We start from the raw sequence: 25,251 nt of genomic DNA on the forward strand, positions 1-25,251 counted from the left end.
TCCTGGTCATTATGAATTGTGAGTTATTACTGTGAGTATGTTCTCCCACGCCGCGATCGCCAGTCTCAATAATCTTGAGATGATGGTCTACCACTACGTCATTAAGAATCGTGACAAAGTGATGTATATGACCATCCGCGAGCTGGCAGAAGCCGCCGGGGTCTCCACGACCACCGTCCTGCGCTTTTGTCGCAAACTGCAGTGCGAAGGCTACTCGGAGTTTCGCGTCCGCTTTAAATTATATCTCGAGCAGAACCAGCCACAACAGGCAAATATCGGTGCCAGTGAAATAATGAGTTTTTTTAAAAGCGTCAACAATGACGAATTTGATAATTTACTCGATCGTGCCGTCGATATTATTCTCGCGTCAGAACGTATTATATTTGTTGGCGCCGGTACCTCCGGCGCGTTGGCAAAATATGGCGCACGCTTTTTCTCCAACGTCGGGAAATTCAGCAATCATATCGACGATCCTTATTTCCCGGTCACCAACGACATGGCGCGTAACGCGCTGGCGATCGTTCTTTCCGTTTCCGGGGAGACCGAAGAGATTCTCCGCTTCGCCAGCCAGTTCAGCCTGCACAACTGCAAAGTAATGTCGGTGACCAGCCATGAACACTCCCGACTGGCGAAGCTGGCAGACTTCAACCTCTCCTGGCACGTCCCGCAAACGCGCATCGGCGGCGTGTATGATATTACCACCCAAATTCCGGTTATTTATATTCTGGAGTCCCTGGGGCGTAAATTAGCACGTAAACTCGCCTGAAAATAACACCCTGTTTTTTCGATGTAACATATTCCAGCTGAGGGAAATTGTTATATCGTGACATTTATATTCCCTTTGTTAGACTCGTAAACAGATGCTATTTGATGAGACGAGCAAAGATGAAAAAAATCACCTTACCGAAAGACTTTTTATGGGGCGGTGCGGTCGCGGCGCACCAGGTGGAAGGCGGCTGGAATAAAGACGGCAAAGGCCCGAGTATTTGCGACGTGCTGACCGGCGGCGCCCACGGCGTACCGCGCGAGATTACCCACCAGGTAGAGCCGGGTAAATATTACCCGAACCACGAAGCCATTGATTTCCACGGCCGCTACAAAGAAGACATCAAGCTGTTCGCCGAGATGGGCTTCAAATGTTTCCGCACCTCCATCGCCTGGACCCGCATCTTCCCGCTCGGCGACGAAACTCAGCCGAACGAAGAGGGGCTGAAGTTCTATGACGACATGTTCGATGAGCTGTTGAAGTACAACATCGAGCCGGTGATCACCCTCTCCCACTTCGAAATGCCGCTGCATCTGGTGCAGCAGTACGGTGGCTGGACCAACCGCAAAGTGGTGGATTTCTTTGTGCGCTTCGCCGAAGTGGTCTTCGAGCGCTATAAGCACAAAGTAAAATACTGGATGACCTTCAACGAGATCAATAACCAGCGCAACTGGCGCGCCCCGCTGTTCGGCTACTGCTGTTCCGGCGTGGTCTATACCGACTACGAAAACCCGGAAGAGACCATGTACCAGGTGCTGCATCACCAGTTCGTTGCCAGCGCGCTGGCGGTGAAAGCGGCGCGACGCATCAATCCGCAGATGCAGGTTGGTTGCATGCTGGCAATGGTGGCGCTCTATCCGTTCTCCTGTAAGCCGGAAGACGTGATGTTCGCCCAGGAGTCGATGCGTGAACGCTACGTCTTTACCGACGTGCAGCTGCGCGGCTACTACCCGACCTATGTTCTCAACGAGTGGGAGCGCCGCGGTTTTAACATCGTGATGGAAGCGGGCGATGAACAGATCCTGCGTGAAGGCACCTGCGATTACCTCGGTTTCAGCTACTACATGACCAACGCGGTCAAAGCGGAAGGCGGCAGCGGCGATGCCATCTCCGGCTTCGAAGGCAGCGTGCCGAACCCGCATGTCAAAGCCTCCGACTGGGGCTGGCAGATTGACCCGGTGGGCCTGCGCTACTCGCTGTGCGAACTGTACGAACGCTATCAGAAACCGCTGTTTATCGTTGAAAACGGCTTCGGCGCCTACGACAAAGTTGAAGAAGACGGCAGCATCAACGACGACTACCGTATCGACTACCTGCGTGCGCATGTGGAAGAGATGATCAAAGCGGTGACTTACGATGGCGTCGAACTGATGGGCTATACCCCGTGGGGCTGTATCGACTGCGTCTCCTTTACCACCGGCCAGTACAGCAAACGCTACGGCTTTATCTACGTGAACAAACATGACGATGGCACCGGCGACATGTCCCGCTCGCGTAAGAAAAGTTTCAACTGGTATAAAGAGGTCATTGCCAGCAACGGCGAAAATCTCTGATTCCCTCTCAGTCGCGCCCTCGCCTCGCCAGAGGAGAGGGCGCTTGCCGGTCTTACAGACACTTCTTTACAGCTTTAACATTGCTAAAACGCGTTCGCCCGATAAGATAAGCCTCGTGAATCACAGAGGCGAAAATGATTAAGCGACAGCGAAAAGCCATTCTTCTTGTAGCCCTTGCCTGTCTGGTGGTGCTGGTATGCACCGCGCAGCGTATGGCCGGGCTGCACGCGCTGGTCATGAATGCTACCGCCGTGACGCAATCGATCCAGCAGGGTGAGGATACGGCCGAAGCGCCGGTAACTCCCTGCGAGCTGAGTGCGAAATCACTGCTCGCCGCCCCGCCGGTGCTGTTTGAAGGCGCGCTGTTTGCCGTCGCGCTACTGCTCACGCTGCTGGCGGCAATACCGCCGCGCATTGTCCGCCTCTGGCCTCCCCGCGTTATTTCCCCTCCCCGGCTACGGGTGCATTTGCGATTGTGCGTCTTCCGTGAATGAGGATTTCCCTGACAGTTCAGGTTAATCAATCATTTACGGAGAAAATTTATGCTTATGGTATTCAGGCGACTGCTGGTCTGCCTGCTTTGGCTATGGCTGCCCGTCAGCCAGGCCGCCGACAGCGGCTGGCTACGCGCCGCTGAGAATCAACACGCCAGCGTCCGGCTGCGCGCACAAAACGACGATAGCGGCACAACGCGCCTGCTGCTTGATGTGGCGCTGGAAAAAGGCTGGAAAACCTACTGGCGCTCCCCGGGGGAAGGCGGCATTGCGCCCGCTATCGCCTGGAAAACGCCGCTGGATGTCACCTGGCACTGGCCAACGCCGCAGCGATTTGACGTCGCGGGAATCACCACCCAGGGCTACCACGGTAACGTCAGCTTTCCGCTGGAAATCCACGGACCGGTGCCGCAGATCTTAAGCGGCGTGCTGACACTTTCCACCTGTAGCAATGTCTGCATTCTGACCGACTATCCCTTTGCGCTGGATATGACCACCGCTGCGGGAGATGGCTTTGGCTATGATTTTACCCGCGCACTGGGCACGCTCCCGCGCCCGGACGGCCTGACGTCCCGGCTGACCTCGGCCTATGGCGGCGGAAAGCTCACGGTTACCGCCGTTCGCGAAGCCGGCTGGCGGCAGCCGTCGCTGTTTATCGACAGCATGGAGAATGTCGATTTCGGCAAACCCACCTTCTCACTGAACGGCGAGACGCTGGTCGCGCAGATCCCAGTCACCGACAGCTGGGGTGAGGCGGCACCTGACCTCAGCGGCAAACGTCTGTCGCTGGTCCTTGCCGACAGCGGTCTGGCGCAGGAGAGCACGTCGATCGTTAGCGAAGGCCTCCCGGCGCAGGCGCCGGCTTTATGGTGGGTCTTGCTGATGGCCCTTGCCGGCGGGCTGATTCTGAATGTTATGCCCTGCGTCCTGCCGGTACTGGCCATGAAACTCGGTTCGCTGGTGCAGACCGGGACGCGCGAGCGCGCAACCGTACGCCGGCAGTTTCTGGCCTCGGTTTGCGGCATCGTCGCGTCCTTTCTGGCGCTGGCGTTGATGATGACTCTGCTTCGCCTGGGGAATCAGGCGCTGGGCTGGGGCATTCAGTTTCAGAACCCATGGTTTATCGGCGCGATGGCGCTGGTGATGGTGCTGTTCAGCGCCAGCCTGCTGGGGCTGTTTGAGATTCGCCTCTCCTCCGGCACCAGTACATTTCTGGCGACCCGCGGCGGCAAGGGTCTGATGGGCCATTTCTGCCAGGGCGCTTTCGCAACGCTACTGGCCACGCCGTGCACGGCGCCGTTTCTCGGTACCGCTGTCTCGGTCGCGCTGGTCGCGCCGCTGCCGCTGCTGTGGGGCATTTTCCTCGCCATGGGGGTCGGCATGAGTCTGCCGTGGCTGCTGGTTGCCGCCTGGCCAGGTCTCGCCCGGCATCTGCCGCGCCCCGGACGCTGGATGAACGTCCTGCGCGTGATACTCGGATTGATGATGCTGGGATCATCCGTATGGCTGCTCAGCCTGCTGACGGCGCATATCGGTCGGATGCCGGTTATCGCCCTGACGGCTCTGCTGGCCCTCGCGCTGCTGCTGGCGACGCTCTGGCGCTATCGCTGGCGCACGACGCTGAAGGCTGGCGTGCTGACGTTAGCTGTCACCGGGGTCGTCGCTTTTCTGTCACCGCCTGACGGCCAGACATCGCGACGCGACCGCGTGAACTGGCAGCCGCTCAGCGAACAGGCGATTAGCGATGCGCTGGCAAGCAATAAGCGACTGTTTATTGACGTCACCGCCGACTGGTGCGTCACCTGCAAAGCCAATAAATACAACGTATTGTTGCGCGATGACGTTCAGAACGCCCTCTCTGAACCAGACGTGGTGGCCCTGCGCGGCGACTGGAGTCGCCCGTCGGCGGCGATCGGCCGCTTTCTGACCACTCGCGGCAGCGCCGCCGTTCCCTTCAATCAAATTTACGGACCGGGATTAGCCCAGGGCCGCGTGCTGTCTCCGCTGCTCAGCCGCGACGAACTCCTCGCCACTCTGTCCGATGCAAAAGGTCAATAATCATGAGAATCATCGCTGCACTCCTTCTGCTGTGCGTTTCAACCTTCAGCCTTGCCGCCCCGGCAGAACCCGCGGATGCCTCCGCCAACGACCAGCTGGCAAAGCTGCTGTTTAACGATCCCGACAGCCCGCGGCTGGGCGCCAGAGCGCCGCGCCTGACTATCGTCTCGTTTACCGATTACAACTGCCCGTATTGTAAGCAGTTCGATCCGATGCTGGAGAAGATCGTTCACGATAACCCTGATGTCCTGCTGATTGTAAAACTGCTGCCGTTTAAGGGGCAAAGTTCGGTTAACGCCGCCAAAGCCGCGCTCTCCACATGGCGCCAGCAGCCGGATAAATTCTGGGCGCTGCATCAGCGGCTGATGGCCAAAAAGGGCTACCACGACAATGCGAGTATTCTCGCCGCGCAGCAAAAAACCGCGACCGATGGGGTGAAAACCGATGATAAAACAATGGACTCGCTGAAGATGAACCTGATTTTGTCTCAGGTGCTGAATATTCAGGGCACCCCGGCGACGATTATCGGCGATCAAATGGTCGCCGGCGCGATTCCTTATCAGGAGCTGGAGGGGCTGGTGAAAGAACAGCTGGCAAAAGCCGATGGTCAGTAAATTACGCCGCTGGCTGCGCGAGCTGATGCTCCTGCTGCTGCTGGCCGGCGCGCTCATCGTGGGGATGGATTATCTGCGTCGGCCTGCGCTGCCGCCGAATCTGACGACTACACCGCTGCAGACGCTGGAGGGTAACGTGGTCGATCTGCACGCCATGAGCCAGCAGCGCCCGCTGCTGATCTACGTCTGGGCGACCTGGTGCGGAGTGTGCCGTTACACGACGCCATCCGTAGCGGCGCTGGCGAGCAACGGCGGCAATGTCATGACCGTCGCGCTCCGTTCCGGGGATGATGCCATGCTGTCCAACTGGCTGGCGCATAAGAAAATGGCGCTGCCCACGGTTAACGACCCCGACGGCGGACTTTCTCGCCAGTGGGGCGTTCAGGTCACGCCAACGCTTATCGTCATCTCTCGCGGCGAGGTTAAGTCGATCACCACCGGCTGGACCAGCGGTTGGGGAATGCGCCTGCGGCTGTGGCTGGCGTCATAACATCAGCTCGCAAAACGGCTGACCGGGAAGGGCGCACGTCGCCGCCCGGGACTCTCCGGCAGCGGACTATTTCCCACCGGCCAGTTCGAGAAAGCTTCCGGTCACATAGGAGGCTTTCTCGCTCAGTAGCCAGGCGATGGCCTGTGCGACCTCCTCCGGCTGCCCGCCACGTTGCATCGGCAGCCCCGCTTTTACCCGATCCACGCGCCCAGGCTCGCCGCCGGAGGCGTGCATCTCAGTATAGATAAAGCCGGGACGCACGCCGTTAACGCGAATCCCCTGCGCCGCCACTTCCAGCGACAGTCCGGTGGTCAGCGTATCCACGGCCCCTTTCGAGGCGGCATAATCCACATATTCACCCGGCGCCCCCAGACGCGATGCCGCCGATGAAACATTGACGATCGCCCCGCCTTTCCCGCCGTGCCGATATGACATCCGCTTCACCGCCTCCCGGCAACAGAGGAAATAGCCGGTGACATTAGTACTCAGCACCTGATTAATCCGCCCGGCGGTCAGGTTTTCCACGGTGCTTTGCGCAAACAGGATACCGGCGTTGTTAACCAGCGCGGTCAGCGGCTCCTCAAGACGGTCGATCCCATCAAACATCGCCATGACCTGCGCCTCGTCGCTGATATCGGCCCCCAGCGCAACGGCTTTGCCGCCGAGGACGACAATCTCGTTGACCACCGCCATCGCCGCGCTAATGTTGTGATGATAGTTAACCACCACGGTATACCCTTCCTGTGCCAGCAGCAGCGCCGTCGCCTTACCTATTCCGCGGCTGGCGCCGGTAATCAGTGCTATCGCCATCCTCTCCCCCAAAAAATAAAGGCGCCGAAGCGCCTTTAAAAGATAGTCCAGTCAGTGAATTACTGGTATTCGCTCATCGGTACGCAGGAGCAGAACAGATTACGGTCACCGTAGACATCGTCCAGACGCTTCACCGTCGGCCAGTATTTATTCGCCAGACCGGCCGGGAATACCGCCAGCTCACGGGTATACGGATGATGCCATTCCGCCACCAGCTCTCCCTGGGTATGCGGGGCGTTCACCAGCGGGTTATCTTCCAGCGGCCACTCGCCCGCTTTCACGCGGTCGATTTCCCCACGAATCGCCAGCATCGCGTCGATGAAGCGGTCCAGCTCGACTTTGCTTTCTGATTCCGTCGGCTCAACCATCAGCGTACCGGCCACCGGGAAGGACATCGTCGGTGCGTGGAAGCCGAAGTCGATCAGACGCTTGGCAATATCCAGCTCGCTGATGCCGGTCTCTTCTTTCAGAGGACGAATATCCAGAATACATTCGTGCGCCACGCGACCGTCGCGACCGGTGTAAAGCACCGGGAACGCCTCTTTCAGACGAGTAGCGATGTAGTTGGCATTGAGGATGGCCACCTGGCTCGCCTGTTTCAGCCCTTCGGCGCCCATCATGCGGATATACATCCAGCTGATTGGCAGAATGGAAGCGCTGCCGAACGGTGCGGCAGAAACCGCGCCCTGACGGGTCAACATCCCTTCGATCTGTACCACGCTATGGCCCGGAACAAACGGCGCCAGATGCGCTTTGACGCCGATCGGCCCCATACCCGGACCGCCGCCGCCGTGCGGGATGCAGAAGGTTTTGTGCAGGTTAAGGTGCGAGACGTCCGCGCCGATAAAGCCCGGAGAAGTAATACCAACCTGGGCGTTCATGTTAGCGCCGTCGAGGTAAACCTGACCGCCGAACTGATGCACGATTTCGCACACTTCGCGGATCGTCTCTTCATACACGCCGTGCGTTGACGGGTAGGTCACCATGATGCAGGAGAGGTTCTCACCCGCCTGCTCCGCCTTGAGACGCAGATCCGCGAGATCGATGTTGCCGTTTTTATCACAGGCCACGACCACCACCTGCATGCCGGCCATCTGTGCCGACGCCGGGTTGGTGCCGTGCGCAGAACTTGGGATCAGGCAGATATCACGATGGCCTTCATTGCGGCTTTCGTGGTAATGGCGAATAGCCAGCAGGCCCGCGTACTCGCCCTGTGCGCCGGAGTTTGGCTGCATGCAGACGGCGTCGTAACCGGTCAGTTTTACCAGCCAGTCGGAGAGCTGGGCGATCATCTGATGATAACCTTCCGCCTGCTCTGCCGGGCAGAACGGGTGCAGCTCGGCAAACTCAGGCCAGGTGATCGGGATCATTTCCGCCGCGGCGTTGAGCTTCATGGTGCAGGATCCCAGCGGGATCATCGCCTGATTCAGCGCCAGATCTTTACGCTCCAGCGAGTGCATGTAGCGCATCATCTCGGTTTCGCTGTGGTAGCGATTGAACACCGGGTGCGTCAGGATCGCATCGTTACGCAGCATGCTTTCCGGGATCGAGCGGCTGTCGAGGGCCACGTCTTTATCCAGGGCATCGATATCCAGGCCGTGGTCGTCGCCAATAATAGCGCGGAACAGGTTCAGCACATCTTCGCGGGTTGTCGCTTCGTCAAGAGTGATGCCAACGGCGTTATGGATGTCGCTGCGCAGGTTAATTTCCAGCGCTTCGGCGCGTGCCAGCACCGCCGCTTTGTCGACCACGTCCACACACAGGGTGTCGAAGTAGTGAGCGTGGCGCAGCTTGAGCCCTTTTTTCTGCAGCCCGTCGGCCAGAATATCGGTCAGTCGGTGGATGCGGCTGGCGATGCGCTTCAGGCCCTCTGGCCCGTGGAACACCGCGTACAGGCTGGCGATATTTGCCAGCAGTACCTGGGAAGTACAAATATTGGAGTTCGCTTTCTCGCGACGGATATGCTGTTCGCGGGTCTGCATCGCCATACGCAGCGCGGTGTTACCGGCGGCATCTTTTGATACGCCGATAATACGGCCCGGCATCGAGCGTTTAAATTCATCTTTTGCGGCAAAGAAGGCCGCATGCGGACCGCCGTAGCCCATCGGCACGCCAAAACGCTGGGCGGAGCCGAAGACGATATCAGCCCCCTGTTTGCCCGGTGCGGTCAACAGAACCAGCGTCATGAAGTCCGCGGCGACGCTGACCACGACTTTGCGTGCTTTCAGATCGGCGATCAGCTTGCTGTAGTCATGAATTTCGCCGGTGGTACCCACCTGCTGCAGCAGCACGCCGAAAACGTCCTGATGGTCGAGCGCTTTTTCCGCCTCATCAACGATGACGTCAAAGCCAAAGGTTGCGGCGCGGGTGCGCACCACATCAAGGGTCTGCGGATGTACATCGGCGGCAACGAAGAAGCGGTTCGCATTCTTCAGTTTGCTGACGCGTTTGGCCATCGCCATCGCTTCAGCGCCGGCGGTCGCCTCATCCAGCAGTGACGCGGAGGCGATATCCAGCCCGGTCAGATCGAGGGTCACCTGCTGGAAATTCAGCAGTGATTCCAGGCGGCCCTGGGAAACTTCCGGCTGGTAAGGGGTGTAAGCGGTATACCAACCCGGATTTTCCAGCATATTGCGCTGAATAACCGGCGGCAGCTGCACGGCGGTGTAACCCATGCCGATGTAAGACTTGAAGCGCTTGTTGCGACCGGCGATCGCCTTCAGTTCCGCCAGCGCGGCGAATTCGGTAGTCGCGTCACCCACCTGCGGGGGTGTCGCCAGCTGAATATCCTGCGGCACAATCTGGCCAATCAGGGCGTTAAGCGAATCGGCGCCGACGGTGTTCAGCATCTCCTGCTGTTGCTGAGCATCCGGACCGATGTGACGTTCAATAAAGGCGCCGCGGTTTTCAAGCTGACCTAAAGTCTGAGTCATGAGCGATGGTTCCTGAAACGTGCAGTGAATCGTATGTGTCTTTACTTACCTGAACAGGCAAAAATCATTCACGCTGCCGGCAGCAGATGCCCGCAGCGTGAAGGGGCAAGATATTTACTCGTTTTCCAGCAGCGCCGCATAGGCGTCCGCGTCAAGCAGAGCCGCAACCTGCGCTTCATCGCTGGCCTTAATTTTAAATATCCAGCCGTCCGCATACGGGTCGCTGTTCACCAGCTCCGGAGAGTCGTTGAGCTCTTCGTTCACCGCCACAATCTCGCCGCTAATCGGGGCATAAATATCCGAAGCAGCTTTCACCGACTCGGCAACCGCGCAGTCGTCACCCGCTTCAACGGTTGCGCCAACGTCCGGCAGATCGACGAAAACCATATCGCCAAGCAGTTCCTGGGCATGTTCGGTGATCCCGACGGTGTAGGTGCCGTCAGCTTCTTTGCGCAGCCATTCGTGTTCTTTACTGTATTTCAGTTCTGCTGGTACGTTGCTCATCAATTAATCTCCAAAAAGGGGGAATCACACCACGGCTTTGCCGTTGCGTACAAAAACAGGTTTAGTCACTTTTACCGGCATTTCGCGGTTGCGAATCTGCACAATGGCCGTCTCGCCGATACCGGCCGGTACGCGCGCCAGCGCGATACTGTAGCCCAGCGTCGGGGAGAAGGTGCCGCTGGTGATAATACCTTCTTTCTGATTACCGTCTGCATCGCTAAAGCGCACCGGCAAACCGCCGCGCAGGACGCCTTTCTCGGTCATCACCAGACCCACCAGCTGCTCGGTACCTTTTTCACGCTGCAGCTCCAGCGCTTCGCGGCCGATGAACGCGCGATCTGCCGGTTCCCAGGCAATGGTCCAGCCCATATTTGCAGCCAGCGGAGAGATGCTTTCATCCATCTCCTGGCCATACAGGTTCATCCCCGCTTCCAGACGCAAGGTATCGCGAGCGCCCAGACCGCACGGCTTCACGCCTGCATCCAGCAGGCCACGCCAGAAATCAGCAGCCTGCTCATTCGGCATGGCGATTTCGTACCCGGCTTCACCGGTATAACCGGTGGTCGCAATAAACAGATCGCCGGCCTGCACGCCAAAGAACGGTTTCATCCCTTCTACGGCCTGACGCTGTGCGTCGGTGAACAGGGTTGCCGCTTTCGCTTTCGCCTGTGGCCCCTGTACGGCAATCAGCGAAAGATCGTCACGGACGGTCATTTCAAGACCATAGGGTTCAGCCTGTTGAGTAATCCAGGCGAGGTCTTTTTCACGGGTGGCGGAGTTAACAACGAGGCGGAAATAATCTTCGGTAAGGAAATAGACAATCAGGTCATCGATGACGCCGGCTGATGCGGTAAGCATACCGGTATACAGCGCTTTGCCGGGTACCGTCAGCTTCGCGACATCGTTAGCCAGCAGATAGCGCAGAAACTCCCGGATGCGGCTGCCGTGGAAGTCGACGATGGTCATGTGCGAGACATCGAACATACCGGCGTCGCCCCGCACCGCGTGGTGCTCATCAATCTGGGAACCGTAATGTAGCGGCATCATCCAGCCATGGAAGTCCACCATGCGAGCGCCGCACAGCGTGTGTTGTTCATACAACGGAGTCTGTTGAGCCATCTTTTCCTCATCGAATAAAACGGAACCCGCTACTGGGTTGGGCGATGTCATTGGGGCGATTTCGCACCACGAAATCCGCCGTCGGCGCCATGTCCGGGCACCGACGCAAACGTTCTCTTTTGCCTGAACTTACCACCGAACCCGGCGCTAAACCATAAGCTAAATCAGGACATCACATTAGCTTATGACTAAAAGTCGCCAAAAAGACTACAGAGTTATTGACTGGAAAAAAGCGATTTATGCCACATAAAATTAACATCATGGCCTGATATTACCGAGCATGATGGTATTTTATGCGAAAAAAGAGGCCTGTTTTCTGTTGCAAAAAAAGAGAGGCATTAATAAAACTAATGCGAAAAAATGGGTGAGATTAGATTATTTCAAATGAGAGGAGAAAACCCGGCGCCGGGGCCGGGAGAGAGAAGTGTGACGCGCTTAACGTAACCAGGCAGGAAGATCGTTTAAGCCCATGGCCTGGCGAATCAACTGCGGTTTGACGCCCGGTAGCGTATCCGCCAGTTTGAGGCCAATATCGCGCAGCAGTTTCTTCGCCGGGTGGCTGCCAGAGAACATTTCGCGGAAGCCCTGCATCCCCGCCAGCATCAGCGCGGCGCTGTGCTTACGGCTACGTTCATAGCGACGTAGATACAGGTACTGACCAATATCCTTGCCCTGCGCATGCAGACGACGGAGTTCATCGATCAGTTCCGCTGCATCCATAAAGCCCAGATTTACCCCCTGGCCGGCCAGCGGGTGGATAGTGTGCGCGGCATCGCCAACCAGCGCCAGACGATGCGCGGCGAACTGGCGCGCGTAGCGACCGGTCAACGGGAAAGTCTGACGCTCGCTTGCAAGCTGGCACAGGCCAAGCCGGTTATCGAAGGCAATATTCAGCGCCTGATTAAACACCGCCTCGTCGGCCAGCTGCATCCGCTGTGCTTCCTGCGGCGACAGCGACCAGACGATCGAACACAGATGCGGATCGTTCAGCGGCAGAAACGCCAGAATGCCATCGCCGTGAAACGCCTGACGGGCAATCGCCTGATGCGGTTCTTCGGTTCGGATAGTGGCAACCAGCGCATGATGGCGGTAGTCCCAGAACGTCAGCGGTATATCCGCTTTGTTGCGCAACCAGGAGTTTGCTCCGTCGGCGCCGACCACCAGCCTGGCGGTCAGCATCTTGCCATCCTGCAAGCTGAGAAATGCTTCGTTTTCTCCCCACGCCACCTGCTGCAGCTGAGCCGGGGCCAGCAGCGTGACGTCGGCGCAACGCTGCGCCTTTTGCCACAGCGCATGATGAACGATCGCATTTTCAATAATATGACCAAGGTGGCTGAAGCCCATACTCTGGTCATCAAAGCTGATGTGGCCAAAGCTGTCCTTATCCCACACTTCCATACCGTGATAACAGCTGGCGCGCCGGGCGATAATCTCCGGCCAGACATCCAGCCGGGTCAGCAGTTTTTCGCTGGCGGCGTTAATGGCTGATACCCGCAGCGCCGGCGGCGCATCGGCGTTTAACGGTTGCGGCTCGGCTTGTTCCAGCACCGCAACCCGCAGCCCGCTCCCCTGCAAACCGCAGGCTACCGCCAGGCCCACCATGCCACCGCCAACAATGGCAACATCAACACTTTGCACGTTCAACTCCTTAACGAGGAACCCAACCAAGGGTACGCTGCGCCAGCGCGTCACGCGCCGGGGTAAATAATTCCATCGCCATCAGACCCACGTTACGCCCCGCCACCAGCGGCGCCCAACGATTAGCAAACAGATGCACCAGCCCATCGGTCACGCCGATAGTCGCGGCCTTATCATCCGCTCGCCGCGCCTGATAGTGACAAAGAAGTGAGTAATCGCCGGGGTCCTGCCCGTTAGCGCAGGCCTGCGCCAGCGTTTCCGCCAGGCTCATCACATCCCGCAGACCGAGATTAAAGCCCTGCCCGGCGATGGGATGCAGCGTCTGCGCCGCATTACCGACCAGCGCCAGGCGATGGGAAACCGGGCGCATAGCGGTGGTCAACGTCAAGGGATAAACGCTGCGCTTCCCGGCATGCGTGATGCGCCCCAGCCGCCAGCCAAATGCCTGCTGCAGCTGCTCGCAAAATTGCGCATCGGACCAACCCAGGACCTCATCGCGCCGCGACTGCGGGTGACACCATACCAACGAACAGCGTCCGTGTGACATCGGCAGCATGGCCAGCGGACCATGTTCGGTGAAGCGTTCAAAGGCACGCCCTTCATGGGGCAACGCCGTGCTGACGTTGGCAATAATCGCCAGCTGCTCGTAAGGCTGCTGCTGCCAGCTCATGCCGCAGCGGGCGCCCAGCGTGGAGCGCGAACCATCGGCGGCAACCAGCAGCCGGCCTTCGATCGTCTCGCCGCTATCCAGGGTGATGCTGACTCCCTCCTGCCACCGGGTGACGTCTTCGACTTTCGCCGGGCAGTGTAAGGTAATGCCCGGCGCTTCGCGCAGTTGCGCAAACAATCGCTGGCCGATATCGTGCAATTCTACCACCTGGCCAAGCGCCGCCAGGCCGTAATCCTGCGCATCAAGGGTCACGAATCCCGCATGTCCGCGGTCGCTGACGTGAACACGCTGAATCGGCGTCGCGCAATCGGCAATGCCTTGCCAGATGCCGGTACGCGCCAGCTGCTGGCAGGTCCCCGCCGCCAGCGCAATCGCGCGGGCATCAAACCCCGGATGCTGCGACGAATCCGGCTGCGCCGCCTCGACCAGATGTACCGGCAGCGCGCCGTGGGTTAAGCGCGAGATTGCTAACGCCAGGGTTGCCCCGGTCATCCCCCCGCCAACGATCAGGATGCTCATGACCGCCGCGCCGCCGCCATCAGCGCCTCAATATCGTCGGCTTTTTTCACCACGCCGGCGGTGAGATTTTCGTTGCCGTCTTCGGTAATGACGATATCGTCTTCAATACGCACGCCGATGCCGCGATACTGTGGCGGCACGTCGGCGTCGGCGGCAATATAGAGACCCGGTTCAACGGTCAATACCATGCCCGGCTCAAGGAGACGCGAGCGATCGACATCGTAGCGGCCAACATCATGGACATCGAGTCCCAGCCAGTGGCTCAGACCATGCATAAAGTATGGACGGTGGGCGTTGTTCTCCATCAGCTCGTCAACATCCCCTTTCAGGATGCCGAGGCGCACCAGACCGGTGATCATAATGCGCACCACCTGCTGGTTAACCTGCTGAATGGAGGTGCCAGGACGGTAAAGCTCCAGCGCGGTTTCCAGCGACGCGAGGACAATATCGTAAATCTCGCGCTGCGCCGGGCTGAATTTCCCGTTTACCGGGAAGGTGCGGGTGATATCGCCCGCATAGCCGCGGTATTCACAGCCGGCGTCAATCAGCACCAAATCGCCATCGCGCAGCTCGGATTCGTTTTCCGTGTAATGGAGAATACAGCCGTTTTCCCCACCGCCCACGATGGTGTTATAGGAGGGGAAACGGGCGCCGTGGCGGTTGAATTCATGCAGAATTTCCCCTTCCAGCTGGTATTCGAACATGCCCGGACGGCATTTCTGCATTGCGCGGGTATGAGCCAGCGCGGAAATTTCACCAGCGCGGCGCATCACCTCCAGCTCTTCCGGCGATTTAAACAGGCGCATCTCATGCACCATCGGCCGCCAGTCAATCACAGAGCCGGGCGCCTGCAGATTCTGGCGCCCGCCTTTACGCAGTTTTTCCAGCGCGTTGAAGACGATTTTGTCAGCGTAGGCATATTCGCCCTGGGCAAAATAGATCGCATCGAGGCCGTTAAGCAGCTGGAACAGCTGCTGGTTAATTTCGCTGAACGCCAGAGCGCGGTCGACGCCCAGCTTCGATGGCGCGGCCTCCTGCCCCAGACGACGGCCGAACCAGATCTCTGCGGTCAGATCGCGGACGCGGTTAAACAGCACGCTATGGTTGTGGGTGTCGTCGCTTTTAATCAACACCAGCAGGGCTTCCGGCTCATTAAATCCCGTGAAGTACCAAAAATCGCTGTTCTGCCGGTAGGGGTATTCTGAATCTGCGCTGCGGACCGCTTCCGGTGCGGCGAAAATCAGCGCGGCGCTGCCTGGCTGCATCTGCGCCAGCAATGCCTGGCGACGAGAAAGAAATTCCTGCTGTGTCATGACGCCCCCTCAACAAATTATCATTAGTGTAATGTTGGCTTGCGAACTTCCGGTGCGGTTGGCTGCTGGCGAGAAAAGGTTTCGTGGCACAGCAGCGCAGCGACGCGCACGTACTCGATAATCTCTTCCAACGACATCTCCAGCTCTTCCTGATCTTCGTCTTCGTCGTACCCCAGTTGCGCAATGTTACGCAGGTCGTCGATAGCTTCGCCGGTTTCGTCTTTGATTTTATCCAGTTTAGGCTGCGTGACGCCCAGACCGAGCAGGAAATGGTTAACCCAACCGGCCAGCGCGTCGGCGCGTTCAAACACGCTTACCGCGTCACCTTCCGGTAAATAGAGCTGAAACAAGAAACCGTCGTCTTCCAGCGAGTCGCTGGTCACGGAATGTATGGTGCGCAGAGACTCGGCCAGCTCGTGACCAAATGCGAGGCCTTCGTTAGTCAGGTCGTGCACCAGCGGTTGCCAGCTGCTGTCTTTATTGCCGCCGCACAGGATCCCACTGATCAAACCGTGCATTTCGGCCGGGGTTAAGCCCACGCCCTGTTGGTTCAGTAACTGGTCTACGGCGTTGTAACCAGGCATTTCGTTCTGTATAGACATGCGCATTCGTCATCGTTGGGAGGAATATTCATGGTATGCTACCACTTTGGACCCTGGTGAACCAGAATAGGGCTTGTACCTTCGCACCAGGGTAGCTATAGTGTCGCCCCTTTGCAGTCCCGGATTCGGGCGTGAAGGCCGCGCAGTCAATCAGCAGGAAGGTGGCATGTCTGCACAACCCGTCGATCTCCAAATTTTTGGCCGTTCACTCCGCGTGAATTGCCCGCCTGAACAAAGGGATGCCTTGAATCAGGCAGCTGATGACCTGAATCAGCGGTTGCAAGATTTAAAAGAACGCACTAGAGTCACAAATACTGAGCAGCTGGTCTTCATCGCCGCGTTGAACATCAGCTATGAGTTGACTCAGGAAAAAGCGAAAACCCGCGATTACGCCTCCAGCATGGAACAGCGTATTCGGATGCTTCAGCAGACCATCGAACAAGCGTTGCTTGAGCAAGGTCGCATAAGCGAAAGAACCGGGCCGAAGTTTGAATAACACTTTGCAATTAACTGTGTTAGAGTAAGCGCAAGAACAAAATTTCTCTGAGATGTTTGCAAGCGGGCCAGTCCCCTGAGCCGATATTTCATACCACAAGAATGTGGCGCTCCATGGTTGGTGAGCATGCTCGGTCCGTCCGAGAAGCCTTAAAACTGTGACGACGCATTCACCTTGAACCAAGGGTTCAAGGGTTACAGCCTGCGGCGGCATCTCGGAGATTCCCTTCTTTTCAGTTCCATCCCTCGTGGCTTCCTTTTCGGTTTTTATCACCTTGTGTATTACACTACGCCAACATGCAACTGACCCACGTATTACCGTGCTCATGCTAAATCAGGCGACCCGTCATGACTCAACTTTCTGACACACAAACTACCCGACAGCGGATTCGTCAACAGATTCGCCAGCAACGCCGTGCGCTGACGGCAGAACAGCAGGCGCAGTTCGCCCGACAGGGTGCCGATCGCGTGATGGCATACCCGCCCGTCGCACAGGCGCAAACCGTCGCTCTGTTTCTGTCATTTGATGGCGAACTCGATACCCGACCGCTGATCGATCGGCTGTGGCAGGCCGGCAAGCAGGTTTATGTGCCCGTACTCCACCCGTTCAGCCCGGGAAATCTGCTGTTTTTGCACTATCACCCGCGCAGTGAACTGGTGACCAACCGGCTTAAAATCGACGAGCCGAAGCTCGATGTACGCGACGTCCTGCCGCTAAGCCAGCTCGATGTACTGATAGTCCCGCTGGTTGCCTTTGATGTCGCCGGACAGCGGCTGGGAATGGGAGGCGGCTTCTACGACAGAACATTGCAGAACTGGCAGGATTATTCCCTGCAGCCTGTTGGCTATGCCCACGATTGCCAGCAGGTCGACGCGCTGCCAACCGAGCACTGGGATATTCCGCTGCCCGCGGTGATTACTCCCTCGGCGCTGTGGCAGTGGCCGTAAGCTAAGGCGTCCCGAGCTTCTTCAGTTGCCGGTTATGCCATCCGCTCAGTAACAAGATCGTCGTCAGCGCCCCCAGCAGCGCGCAGAACATATCCGACTGCGTGTCCCACGGATCGCCCTGGGTGCCGAGAAAATCATCCGCCCCTTGCCCCATCGCCAGTGCCGCCCACCATTCGATAAGCTCGTAGGTGGCGCTGATCGCCAGCGCAATGCAGCACACCAGAAACGAAAGCATCTTGCGCCCGCGCACATAGCCGCCGCGCAGTAGAATTTCCCGCGCCGCCAGCGCCGGAACCAACCCCTGGAAAAAGTGGCCAAGCTTATCGTACGGGTTACGACTTAAATTCAGCCACGCCTGCACATCAAATCCAATCGGTACTTTCGCATACGTATACATCCCCCCGACCATCAAAATAATGGCGTGGAAGAAGATAAGCGTGTAGAGAAGCGGCGTAAGCGGGTAGCGTGAACGCGTCACAAGCAGCAGCGGAACGATGATAATGACCGGCGTCACTTCCATCAGCCAGGTGAGGCTATCGTGGGTGCCCAACCCCGTCCATGCCAGGATCAGCAGCAGCAGGAAGACACCGGTATTCTGTAGCGATGTGCTCATCATTTAAAGGGATCCCCGCAGGGATCCTTTCGTCAATCAGAACAGCAGACGAGCGCGGATGGTGCCCGGGATCGCCTTCATGGCCTGCAGCGCCTGCTGGGCCACATCTTCTTCGGCCTCAATATCAATAACCACGTAGCCCATCTGCGGCGTGGTTTGCAGATACTGTGCAGCAATGTTGATGCTCTGTGCGGCAAAGATCTGGTTGATAGCGGTCAGCACGCCCGGGCGGTTTTCGTGGATGTGCAGCAAACGACGACCGCCGTGCAGCGGCAGCGACACTTCCGGGAAGTTCACCGCAGAGAGGGTCGAACCGTTATCGGAATACTTCGCCAGCTTACCGGCCACTTCCAGACCGATATTCTCCTGCGCTTCCTGAGTGGAACCGCCGATGTGCGGCGTCAGGATCACGTTGTCAAACTCACACAGCGGTGAGCTGAACGGATCGCTGTTGGTCGCTGGTTCGGTCGGGAAGACGTCAATCGCGGCCCCTGCCAGGTGCTTACGCGCCAGCGCATCGCACAGCGCCGGGATATCCACGACCGTACCGCGCGAGGCGTTGATCAGCAGCGCGCCTGGCTTCATCAGCGCCAGCTCTTCTACGCCCATCATATTTTTGGTGGAGGCGTTTTCCGGCACATGCAGACTGACCACATCGCTCATATTCAGCAGGTCAGAGAGGTGCTGGACCTGAGTAGCATTGCCCAGCGGCAGTTTGCTTTCGATATCATAGAAATAGACGTGCATCCCCAGAGATTCAGCCAGAATACCCAGCTGCGTGCCGATGTGCCCGTAGCCGATAATCCCCAGTTTTTTACCACGCGCTTCAAAACTGCCGACCGCCAGCTTGTTCCACACGCCGCGGTGCGCTTTCGCGTTGGCTTCCGGTACGCCGCGCAGCATCAGCAGCAGTTCGCCAATGACCAGCTCGGCAACGGAACGGGTATTTGAGAATGGCGCGTTGAAAACGGGAATCCCGCGTTTCGCTGCGGCGTCTAAATCAACCTGGTTGGTGCCGATACAGAAACAGCCGACCGCCACCAGTTTTTCCGCAGCGGCGAAGATCTCTTCAGTCAGATGAGTACGGGAACGCAGGCCAATGAAATGGGCATCACGGATCGACGCTTTCAGCTCTTCGCTGTCCAGCGCGCCTTTATGAAATTCGATGTTGGTGTAACCTGCCGCGCGAAGATTCTCCACCGCTTTTTGATGCACACCTTCAACCAGCAGAAACTTAATTTTGTCTTTTTCCAGTGATACCTTAGCCATTTCCCCGTCCTGTTTTGTCTTATCTGATGTCGTGCCGAACGAAAGTTCTTCTCAGCAACATATCAAAAAAAACTATCGCGGCAATATGAACGTTTGCGTCGACGACCTGAAGAAATATCACACAGAGGGAAATGGCAGGACAAAACACCAGAAAGAAAAGAAAAGGTAGATTGTTACTAAGGCTGACCGCATAAATGTGACAGAAGTCACCAAATTTGGCCTGGAGAAAAAATATTTGCGAGGGAGCCATTCGCTCCCCCGATAATATTATTTTACGATGGTTTTTACGCCATCGGCGGTTCCAATCAGTGCCACATCCGCGCCGCGGTTGGCAAACAGGCCGACGGTGACGACGCCAGGAATACCGTTAATTTTGTTTTCCAGCGCGATGGCATCAAGAATTTCCAGGCCGAACACGTCAAGAATCACGTTACCGTTATCGGTCACCACCCCCTGGCGATACTCCGGACGGCCGCCCAGCTTCACCAGCTCGCGCGCGACGGCGCTACGCGCCATCGGAATGACTTCAACCGGCAGCGGGAATTTGCCCAGAATATCCACCTGCTTGGAGGCATCGGCGATGCAGATAAACTTGTCTGCTACCGAGGCGATAATCTTTTCACGTGTTAACGCCGCCCCACCGCCTTTGATCATCTGCATATGGCCGTTAATCTCGTCGGCGCCATCAACATAGATCCCCAGGCGGTCCACGCTGTTCAGATCGAAAACCGGAATGCCGAGGCTTTTCAGTTTTTCGGTGGAGGCATCAGAGCTGGAAACAGCGCCTTCAATCTGCCCTTTCATGGTGCCCAGCGCATCGATAAAATGCGCGGCCGTGGAACCCGTACCGACACCGACAATGGTGCCCGGTTGTACATACTGCAATGCCGCCCAGCCTACTGCTTTTTTCAGTTCATCTTGCGTCATGATTATGGTCCGAGATGTGAATACCTGTGGCGCATTATAGAACACCGGGGGGGGAATTGTCCCTGCGGCAGGGTCACACAACTGAACAGACCATTTTTCATCTTCATCAAAAACGAATTTATGTCATAGTGCGAGTTAATGAAAAGTGATAGGGGTACGCCAGAATAATGAAACGACCGGACTACAGAACACTACAGGCGCTGGATGCGGTAATAAGAGAACGTGGGTTTGAGCGCGCCGCGCAGAAGCTCTGCATTACACAGTCCGCCGTCTCTCAGCGTATTAAACAGCTGGAAAATATGTTCGGCCAACCGCTGCTGGTCCGTACCGTGCCGCCGCGTCCGACCGAACAAGGACAGAAACTGCTGGCCCTGCTGCGTCAGGTTGAGCTGCTGGAAGAGGAGTGGCTGGGCGATGAACAGACCGGATCGACGCCGCTGCTGCTGTCGCTGGCGGTCAACGCCGACAGTCTGGCCACCTGGCTGCTGCCCGCGCTGTCTAACGTCCTTTCCGACTCCCCTATCCGCCTCAATCTGCAGGTGGAAGATGAAACGCGTACTCAGGAACGCTTACGCCGCGGTGAAGTGGTCGGTGCAGTGAGTATCCAGCCGCAGGCGTTGCCGAGCTGCCTGGTGGATCAACTCGGGGCGCTGGACTATCTGTTCGTCGCCTCGAAAGAGTTTGCGCAACGCTATTTCCCTAATGGCGTAACCCGCTCGGCGCTGCTGAAAGCGCCGGTTGTCGCGTTCGATCATCTGGATGATATGCATCAGGCGTTTTTACAGCAGAACTTCGATTTGCCGCCGGGCAGCGTCCCGTGCCATATCGTTAACTCTTCGGAAGCCTTTGTACAGCTGGCGCGCCAGGGCACGACCTGCTGCATGATCCCGCATCTGCAGATTGAAAAAGAGCTCAACAGCGGCGAGCTTATCGACCTCACACCGGGACTGTTTCAGCGTCGGATGCTCTACTGGCATCGCTTCGCGCCGGAAAGCCGGATGATGCGCCGGGTCACCGACGCACTGATCGATTACGGCCACAAGGTGCTGCGTCAGGACTAAGCGCTGGCGATAAAAAAAGCCACTTCAGATGAAGTGGCTTTTTATTTTATGGCTTACTGTGCCGCATCAGGCTGCTTAGCCGGCGCAGCGGGGGCCGGGGCTGGCTGAGCAGGCTGCAGTTCAAAAACAACATCGACCTGATCGTCAAACTGAATGGTCGCCTGCTCGTAGGTTTCCTGCGCCGAAACCGGGGCCGCATCGGCAGCCTTCATCATGCGTACCATCGGGCTCGGCTGGTAGTTCGAAACATGGTAGCGAACGCTATAAACCGGTCCCAGCTTGCTATGGAAACCTGACGCCAGCTCTTGCGCCTGATGCACCGCGTCATCAATGGCCGCTTTACGCGCTTTGTCTTTATAGGCATCCGGTTGCGCAACGCCCAGCGAAACAGAACGAACTTCATTCAGACCCGCTTTCAGCGCGCCATCCAGCAGACCGTTCAGCTTGTCCAGCTGACGCAACGTCACTTCGACGGTGCGCACCGCGCGGTAGCCTTTCAGGATGCTTTTGCCATTCTGATAGTCGTAATCAGGCTGGGTGCGCAGGTTGGCTGAGTTAATATCTTTTTTGGCGATGCCGTTCTTTTCGAGGAAAGAGAGATACTGCGCCACGCGATCGTCGGCCTGCTTTTTCGCCGACGCGGCGTCTTTCGCTGCAACGTTCACTTCAATCGCCAGGGTGGCGATATCCGGCACAGCGGCTACGCTGGCGGTACCCGAAGTTACAATATGCGGGCCATTCGGCAATTCATTTGCCTGTACTGCCATCGCACTCAATCCAATTGCTGCCGCCAGGGCCATGAGTTTTAACTTCACTGTCGTTTCTCCATCTTACATTGGGTCGCCCGTCTACGGACGCATGTCTGCAAGCTTAACGCGTCCGCGGAGAAAGTCCATCGGACTAAGCCTGGTAAAACAGAGCCTGGACATGCTGGAAACCGTCTTTCGCCAGCTGCAGCGCAATAAACCACATCACCAGGCCAACCAGCACGTTAATCATCCGCTGCGCTCGCGCGGTACGTAAGCGTGGTGCCAGCCACGCCGCCAGCAGGGCCAGGCCAAAGAACCACAGGAATGATGCGCTAATGGTGCCTAAGGCAAACCAGCGCTTAGGCTCCACGGCTAGCTGACCTCCCAGGCTGCCCAGCACGACGAAAGTGTCGAGATAGACATGCGGGTTAAGCCAGGTGACCGCCAGCATGGTGACGATAATTTTCCAGCGCCCCTGCTTCATGACTTCCGCACTGGCCAGTTCCAGATTGCTGCTCAGCGCCGTTCTCAAGGCGCCGAAACCGTACCAGAGCAGAAAGGCCACGCCCCCCCAGGTGACCAGCGCCAGCAGCCACGGCGACTGCATCAGCAATGCGCTACCGCCAAAAATACCGGCGCAAATCAGCAACAGATCGCTCAACGCGCACAGGAACGCGATCATCAAATGATACTGTCGGCGAATCCCCTGATTCATCACAAACGCATTTTGCGGCCCAAGCGGCAAAATCATAGCCGCTCCCAGGGCAAGCCCCTGAAAGTAATACGATAACATGGTGTTTTTTCCGGTAGGTCGTTAATGCAGAGGAATATAGCGCGATAAAATCATTAGAGGAAATTGATAATTTTAATCATTAATAAGAGTAGCTAATACAGAAGTGGCAATAAAGGCCAGCATCGCTGGCCTCCGGATCGGCGGCGGTCTTACTCCACTTTCTCCTGCGGACGAACCATATGAACATCCATCTGCGGGTACGGGAAGCTGATGCCGTTGGCGTCAAACTCGCGTTTAATACGCTCCAGCACATCCCAGTATACGCTTTGCAGATCGCTGCTCAGACTCCAGACACGCACCACATAGTTCACCGACGACGCCCCCAGTTCATGCAGACGTACTGTCATTTCGCGATCTTTGAGGATACGATCTTCCGATTCGATAATACGGGTGAGCAGCTGCTTGACCTTATCGATATCGGCATCGTAGGAGACGCCGATAATAAATTCGTTGCGTCGCGCCGGCTCACGGGAAAAGTTAATGATATTGCCCGCGATAATTTTACCGTTCGGAACCACCACAATTTTACCGTCGGCCGTACGCATGGTCGTAGAGAAAATCTGCACGCTCAGTACCGTACCGGCGACGCCACCGAGATCGACATACTCACCTGCGCGGAACGGGCGGAACATCACCAGCAGTACGCCAGCGGCCAGGTTAGACAGCGATCCTTGCAGCGCCAGACCTACGGCTAAACCGGCGGCACCGAGGACGGCGATCACCGATGCCGTCTGCACGCCTACGCGACCTAATGCCGCAATCAGGGTGAAGGCGACAACGGCATAGCGCACCAGGGCGGACAGAAAATCGGCAACGGTCGCATCAATCTTACGCGCCAGCATCAGTCGGTTCACCGTATTAGAGATGACCCGTGCCACAATCATACCGATGATGATAATCGCGATAGCGGCAACGATATTGACGGCATAGCTCAGCAGTAATTCTTGATTGCGCACCAGCCAGGAACTGGCGTTGTGTAGGCTATCGCCAACGTTCAACTCTTCCATTTAATCTTCCTTATGAATACCCGTAGGGGGAATAAAAAACCAAACCTGTACAGCGACAGGTTAACTAAGGTTAAACAATATGCACATGTTTTGCCAAGTTGATCACAATTCTCGGCGAAATATCGTGTTGTTCAGCCATAAAAAAAGCCCGCTATTCAGCGGGCTTTCGCGCAAGAAACAGATTTTTCTTACAGAACGTCGATCGCGTTCAGCTCTTTAAATGCCTGCTCCAGACGAGTCACCATGGACGTCTGTGCAGCACGCAGCCATACGCGCGGATCGTAGTATTTCTTGTTCGGCTGGTCTTCGCCTTTCGGGTTGCCCAGCTGGCCCTGCAGGTAAGCTTCGTTGGTTTTGTAGTACTGCAGGATACCGTCCCAGGTTGCCCATTGGGTATCGGTATCGATGTTCATTTTGATAACGCCGTAGCTTACGGAGTCTTTGATTTCCTGAGCGGAAGAACCGGAACCGCCGTGGAAGACGAAGTTCAGGCTGTTGTGCGGCAGGTTGTGTTTCTTAGAAACATATTCCTGAGAATCGCGCAGGATGGTCGGAGTCAGCACGACGTTACCCGGCTTGTACACGCCGTGTACGTTACCGAAGGAAGCGGCGATGGTGAAACGCGGGCTGATTTTGCTCAGTTCAGTGTACGCGTAATCAACGTCTTCCGGCTGAGTGTACAGGGCAGAAGCGTCCATGTGGCTGTTGTCCACGCCGTCTTCTTCGCCACCGGTGCAACCCAGTTCGATTTCCAGAGTCATGTCCATTTTGGCCATGCGCGCCAGATATTTAGAGCAGATTTCGATGTTTTCGTGCAGAGACTCTTCAGACAGGTCGATCATGTGAGAAGAGAACAGCGGTTTGCCGGTAGCAGCGAAGTGTTTCTCACCCGCGTCCAGCAGGCCGTCGATCCACGGCAGCAGTTTCTTCGCGCAGTGGTCGGTGTGCAGAATAACCGGCACGCCGTAGTGTGCAGCCATCTGGTGAACGTGATGTGCGCCAGAGATAGCACCCAGGATTGCTGCGCCCTGAGGAACGTCAGTTTTCACGCCTTTGCCCGCGATAAACGCAGCGCCGCCGTTGGAGAACTGAACGATAACCGGAGAACGAACTTTTGCAGCAGCTTCCAGAACGGCGTTGATGGAGTCAGTACCCACACAGTTAACCGCTGGCAGAGCAAAGTTATTTTCTTTAGCTACCTGGAACACTTTCTGAACGTCATCACCAGTGATCACGCCAGGTTTTACGAAATCAAAAATTTTAGACATGTTACGTAGTCCTGTATCTTCGGCCGTTTATGCTCGCC

24 protein-coding genes and 1 other RNA gene are annotated in these 25,251 nt (G+C 57.1%); 10 read left to right on the forward strand and 15 right to left on the reverse strand.

The genetic code is table 11. The features are described from left to right. The first annotated feature begins 37 nt into the window (after nucleotides 1-37). From ROR01S_RS05670 to ROR01S_RS05695, 6 genes are all read left to right on the forward strand, one after another. Nucleotides 38-766: a MurR/RpiR family transcriptional regulator gene (locus tag ROR01S_RS05670; RefSeq protein ID WP_004867368.1), complete on the forward strand. Its 729-nt coding sequence runs from the start codon at nucleotides 38-40 to the stop codon at nucleotides 764-766. Between the two features lie 119 nt (nucleotides 767-885). Beyond that, nucleotides 886-2,319 (forward strand): 6-phospho-beta-glucosidase, encoded by a 1,434-nt coding sequence (locus tag ROR01S_RS05675; protein WP_004867372.1) that lies wholly within the window; start codon nucleotides 886-888, stop codon nucleotides 2,317-2,319. A 134-nt stretch (nucleotides 2,320-2,453) separates the two neighbouring features. Beyond that, complete coding sequence (locus ROR01S_RS05680) at nucleotides 2,454-2,813, forward strand: hypothetical protein (RefSeq protein ID WP_004867377.1); 360 nt, start codon at nucleotides 2,454-2,456, stop codon at nucleotides 2,811-2,813. A 48-nt stretch (nucleotides 2,814-2,861) separates the two neighbouring features. Continuing rightward, nucleotides 2,862-4,871 (forward strand): protein-disulfide reductase DsbD family protein, encoded by a 2,010-nt coding sequence (locus ROR01S_RS05685; protein WP_064359192.1) that lies wholly within the window; start codon nucleotides 2,862-2,864, stop codon nucleotides 4,869-4,871. Between the two features lie 2 nt (nucleotides 4,872-4,873). Then, nucleotides 4,874-5,485 (forward strand): DsbA family protein, encoded by a 612-nt coding sequence (locus ROR01S_RS05690; RefSeq protein ID WP_015585779.1) that lies wholly within the window; start codon nucleotides 4,874-4,876, stop codon nucleotides 5,483-5,485. After that, nucleotides 5,475-5,975, forward strand: a complete 501-nt coding sequence (locus ROR01S_RS05695; protein WP_064359193.1) for a protein disulfide oxidoreductase — start codon at nucleotides 5,475-5,477, stop codon at nucleotides 5,973-5,975. The genes ROR01S_RS05690 and ROR01S_RS05695 overlap by 11 nt, the downstream gene beginning before the upstream one ends. A 66-nt stretch (nucleotides 5,976-6,041) precedes the next feature. On the opposite strand, the gene ROR01S_RS05700 is transcribed toward ROR01S_RS05695, so the two are convergent. The 8 genes from ROR01S_RS05700 to ROR01S_RS05735 all read right to left on the reverse strand — a co-directional run bounded on the left by ROR01S_RS05700 (nucleotide 6,042) and on the right by ROR01S_RS05735 (nucleotide 16,083). After that, a complete protein-coding gene (locus tag ROR01S_RS05700) occupies nucleotides 6,042-6,785 on the reverse strand; it encodes an SDR family oxidoreductase (protein WP_015585777.1) in 744 nt (247 codons plus the stop codon). Nucleotides 6,786-6,844: 59 nt separating this feature from the next. Continuing rightward, a complete protein-coding gene (gene gcvP, locus ROR01S_RS05705; RefSeq protein WP_015585776.1) occupies nucleotides 6,845-9,718 on the reverse strand; it encodes an aminomethyl-transferring glycine dehydrogenase in 2,874 nt (957 codons plus the stop codon). 114 nt (nucleotides 9,719-9,832) lie between these two features. Further along, nucleotides 9,833-10,222 carry a glycine cleavage system protein GcvH gene (gene gcvH, locus ROR01S_RS05710; RefSeq protein WP_004867393.1) on the reverse strand — a complete coding sequence of 130 codons (390 nt, stop codon included), beginning with the start codon at nucleotides 10,220-10,222 and terminating at the stop codon, nucleotides 9,833-9,835. A gap of 24 nt (nucleotides 10,223-10,246) precedes the next feature. Further along, complete coding sequence (gene gcvT, locus ROR01S_RS05715) at nucleotides 10,247-11,341, reverse strand: glycine cleavage system aminomethyltransferase GcvT (protein WP_015585775.1); 1,095 nt, start codon at nucleotides 11,339-11,341, stop codon at nucleotides 10,247-10,249. Nucleotides 11,342-11,776: 435 nt separating this feature from the next. Next, a complete protein-coding gene (ubiI, locus tag ROR01S_RS05720) occupies nucleotides 11,777-12,979 on the reverse strand; it encodes an FAD-dependent 2-octaprenylphenol hydroxylase (protein WP_004867398.1) in 1,203 nt (400 codons plus the stop codon). A 10-nt stretch (nucleotides 12,980-12,989) separates the two neighbouring features. Continuing rightward, a complete protein-coding gene (gene ubiH, locus ROR01S_RS05725; RefSeq protein WP_004867400.1) occupies nucleotides 12,990-14,168 on the reverse strand; it encodes a 2-octaprenyl-6-methoxyphenyl hydroxylase in 1,179 nt (392 codons plus the stop codon). Then, the gene (gene pepP / locus ROR01S_RS05730) at nucleotides 14,165-15,481 is read right to left on the reverse strand and encodes a Xaa-Pro aminopeptidase (protein ID WP_015585773.1); all 1,317 of its coding nucleotides are present in this window, start codon (nucleotides 15,479-15,481) and stop codon (nucleotides 14,165-14,167) included. The genes ubiH and pepP overlap by 4 nt, the downstream gene beginning before the upstream one ends. A 23-nt stretch (nucleotides 15,482-15,504) precedes the next feature. Continuing rightward, a complete protein-coding gene (locus tag ROR01S_RS05735; RefSeq protein WP_015585772.1) occupies nucleotides 15,505-16,083 on the reverse strand; it encodes a YecA/YgfB family protein in 579 nt (192 codons plus the stop codon). A gap of 166 nt (nucleotides 16,084-16,249) precedes the next feature. Here ROR01S_RS05735 and zapA point away from each other — a divergent pair, with 166 nt between their 5' ends. The 3 genes from zapA to ROR01S_RS05750 all read left to right on the forward strand — a co-directional run bounded on the left by zapA (nucleotide 16,250) and on the right by ROR01S_RS05750 (nucleotide 17,526). After that, nucleotides 16,250-16,579 carry a cell division protein ZapA gene (zapA, locus tag ROR01S_RS05740; RefSeq protein WP_004867406.1) on the forward strand — a complete coding sequence of 110 codons (330 nt, stop codon included), beginning with the start codon at nucleotides 16,250-16,252 and terminating at the stop codon, nucleotides 16,577-16,579. A 41-nt stretch (nucleotides 16,580-16,620) separates the two neighbouring features. Further along, nucleotides 16,621-16,804, forward strand: a non-coding RNA gene (ssrS, locus tag ROR01S_RS05745) — 6S RNA. Between the two features lie 122 nt (nucleotides 16,805-16,926). Next, nucleotides 16,927-17,526 (forward strand): 5-formyltetrahydrofolate cyclo-ligase, encoded by a 600-nt coding sequence (locus ROR01S_RS05750; protein WP_064359194.1) that lies wholly within the window; start codon nucleotides 16,927-16,929, stop codon nucleotides 17,524-17,526. Nucleotide 17,527: 1 nt separating this feature from the next. Here the strand turns inward: ROR01S_RS05750 and ROR01S_RS05755 are convergent, their stop codons facing one another. The 3 genes from ROR01S_RS05755 to rpiA form a co-directional block, all read right to left on the reverse strand. After that, nucleotides 17,528-18,142, reverse strand: coding sequence for a DUF2238 domain-containing protein (locus ROR01S_RS05755; protein ID WP_032690801.1), 615 nt, complete (start codon nucleotides 18,140-18,142; stop codon nucleotides 17,528-17,530). Nucleotides 18,143-18,175: 33 nt separating this feature from the next. Beyond that, nucleotides 18,176-19,408: a phosphoglycerate dehydrogenase gene (serA, locus tag ROR01S_RS05760; RefSeq protein ID WP_004867414.1), complete on the reverse strand. Its 1,233-nt coding sequence runs from the start codon at nucleotides 19,406-19,408 to the stop codon at nucleotides 18,176-18,178. Nucleotides 19,409-19,675: 267 nt separating this feature from the next. Next, complete coding sequence (rpiA, locus tag ROR01S_RS05770) at nucleotides 19,676-20,335, reverse strand: ribose-5-phosphate isomerase RpiA (protein ID WP_004867416.1); 660 nt, start codon at nucleotides 20,333-20,335, stop codon at nucleotides 19,676-19,678. 167 nt (nucleotides 20,336-20,502) lie between these two features. Between rpiA and argP the strand changes: the two genes are divergently transcribed. Continuing rightward, complete coding sequence (gene argP, locus ROR01S_RS05775) at nucleotides 20,503-21,396, forward strand: DNA-binding transcriptional regulator ArgP (protein WP_004867418.1); 894 nt, start codon at nucleotides 20,503-20,505, stop codon at nucleotides 21,394-21,396. A 53-nt stretch (nucleotides 21,397-21,449) separates the two neighbouring features. On the opposite strand, the gene ROR01S_RS05780 is transcribed toward argP, so the two are convergent. The 4 genes from ROR01S_RS05780 to fbaA all read right to left on the reverse strand — a co-directional run bounded on the left by ROR01S_RS05780 (nucleotide 21,450) and on the right by fbaA (nucleotide 25,213). Further along, the gene (locus ROR01S_RS05780) at nucleotides 21,450-22,211 is read right to left on the reverse strand and encodes an oxidative stress defense protein (protein WP_015585769.1); all 762 of its coding nucleotides are present in this window, start codon (nucleotides 22,209-22,211) and stop codon (nucleotides 21,450-21,452) included. Between the two features lie 85 nt (nucleotides 22,212-22,296). Then, nucleotides 22,297-22,938, reverse strand: coding sequence for an arginine exporter ArgO (gene argO / locus ROR01S_RS05785; RefSeq protein ID WP_015585768.1), 642 nt, complete (start codon nucleotides 22,936-22,938; stop codon nucleotides 22,297-22,299). Nucleotides 22,939-23,087: 149 nt separating this feature from the next. Next, nucleotides 23,088-23,945, reverse strand: a complete 858-nt coding sequence (mscS, locus tag ROR01S_RS05790; RefSeq protein ID WP_004867425.1) for a small-conductance mechanosensitive channel MscS — start codon at nucleotides 23,943-23,945, stop codon at nucleotides 23,088-23,090. 188 nt (nucleotides 23,946-24,133) lie between these two features. Next, nucleotides 24,134-25,213, reverse strand: coding sequence for a class II fructose-bisphosphate aldolase (gene fbaA / locus ROR01S_RS05795; protein WP_004867428.1), 1,080 nt, complete (start codon nucleotides 25,211-25,213; stop codon nucleotides 24,134-24,136). Nucleotides 25,214-25,251 lie beyond the last annotated feature (38 nt).

The sequence above is a fragment of the Klebsiella ornithinolytica NBRC 105727 = ATCC 31898 genome (assembly GCF_001598295.1).
Classification (GTDB): domain Bacteria; phylum Pseudomonadota; class Gammaproteobacteria; order Enterobacterales; family Enterobacteriaceae; genus Klebsiella; species Klebsiella ornithinolytica.

Excerpts from the sequence above, each read along its gene's own strand:
- ROR01S_RS05735 (WP_015585772.1), bottom strand. The coding sequence starts at position 16,083 with ATGTCTATACAGAACGAAATGCCTGGTTACAACGCCGTAGACCAGTTA.
- zapA (WP_004867406.1), top strand. The coding sequence starts at position 16,250 with ATGTCTGCACAACCCGTCGATCTCCAAATTTTTGGCCGTTCACTCCGC.
- gcvH (WP_004867393.1), bottom strand. The coding sequence starts at position 10,222 with ATGAGCAACGTACCAGCAGAACTGAAATACAGTAAAGAACACGAATGG.
- ROR01S_RS05695 (WP_064359193.1), top strand. The coding sequence starts at position 5,475 with ATGGTCAGTAAATTACGCCGCTGGCTGCGCGAGCTGATGCTCCTGCTG.
- gcvT (WP_015585775.1), bottom strand. The coding sequence starts at position 11,341 with ATGGCTCAACAGACTCCGTTGTATGAACAACACACGCTGTGCGGCGCT.
- mscS (WP_004867425.1), bottom strand. The coding sequence starts at position 23,945 with ATGGAAGAGTTGAACGTTGGCGATAGCCTACACAACGCCAGTTCCTGG.
- gcvP (WP_015585776.1), bottom strand. The coding sequence starts at position 9,718 with ATGACTCAGACTTTAGGTCAGCTTGAAAACCGCGGCGCCTTTATTGAA.
- rpiA (WP_004867416.1), bottom strand. The coding sequence starts at position 20,335 with ATGACGCAAGATGAACTGAAAAAAGCAGTAGGCTGGGCGGCATTGCAG.
- ROR01S_RS05675 (WP_004867372.1), top strand. The coding sequence starts at position 886 with ATGAAAAAAATCACCTTACCGAAAGACTTTTTATGGGGCGGTGCGGTC.
- ROR01S_RS05755 (WP_032690801.1), bottom strand. The coding sequence starts at position 18,142 with ATGATGAGCACATCGCTACAGAATACCGGTGTCTTCCTGCTGCTGCTG.
- fbaA (WP_004867428.1), bottom strand. The coding sequence starts at position 25,213 with ATGTCTAAAATTTTTGATTTCGTAAAACCTGGCGTGATCACTGGTGAT.
- pepP (WP_015585773.1), bottom strand. The coding sequence starts at position 15,481 with ATGACACAGCAGGAATTTCTTTCTCGTCGCCAGGCATTGCTGGCGCAG.
- ubiH (WP_004867400.1), bottom strand. The coding sequence starts at position 14,168 with ATGAGCATCCTGATCGTTGGCGGGGGGATGACCGGGGCAACCCTGGCG.
- ROR01S_RS05690 (WP_015585779.1), top strand. The coding sequence starts at position 4,874 with ATGAGAATCATCGCTGCACTCCTTCTGCTGTGCGTTTCAACCTTCAGC.
- serA (WP_004867414.1), bottom strand. The coding sequence starts at position 19,408 with ATGGCTAAGGTATCACTGGAAAAAGACAAAATTAAGTTTCTGCTGGTT.
- argO (WP_015585768.1), bottom strand. The coding sequence starts at position 22,938 with ATGTTATCGTATTACTTTCAGGGGCTTGCCCTGGGAGCGGCTATGATT.
- ROR01S_RS05680 (WP_004867377.1), top strand. The coding sequence starts at position 2,454 with ATGATTAAGCGACAGCGAAAAGCCATTCTTCTTGTAGCCCTTGCCTGT.
- ROR01S_RS05685 (WP_064359192.1), top strand. The coding sequence starts at position 2,862 with ATGCTTATGGTATTCAGGCGACTGCTGGTCTGCCTGCTTTGGCTATGG.
- argP (WP_004867418.1), top strand. The coding sequence starts at position 20,503 with ATGAAACGACCGGACTACAGAACACTACAGGCGCTGGATGCGGTAATA.
- ROR01S_RS05750 (WP_064359194.1), top strand. The coding sequence starts at position 16,927 with ATGACTCAACTTTCTGACACACAAACTACCCGACAGCGGATTCGTCAA.
- ROR01S_RS05670 (WP_004867368.1), top strand. The coding sequence starts at position 38 with ATGTTCTCCCACGCCGCGATCGCCAGTCTCAATAATCTTGAGATGATG.
- ROR01S_RS05700 (WP_015585777.1), bottom strand. The coding sequence starts at position 6,785 with ATGGCGATAGCACTGATTACCGGCGCCAGCCGCGGAATAGGTAAGGCG.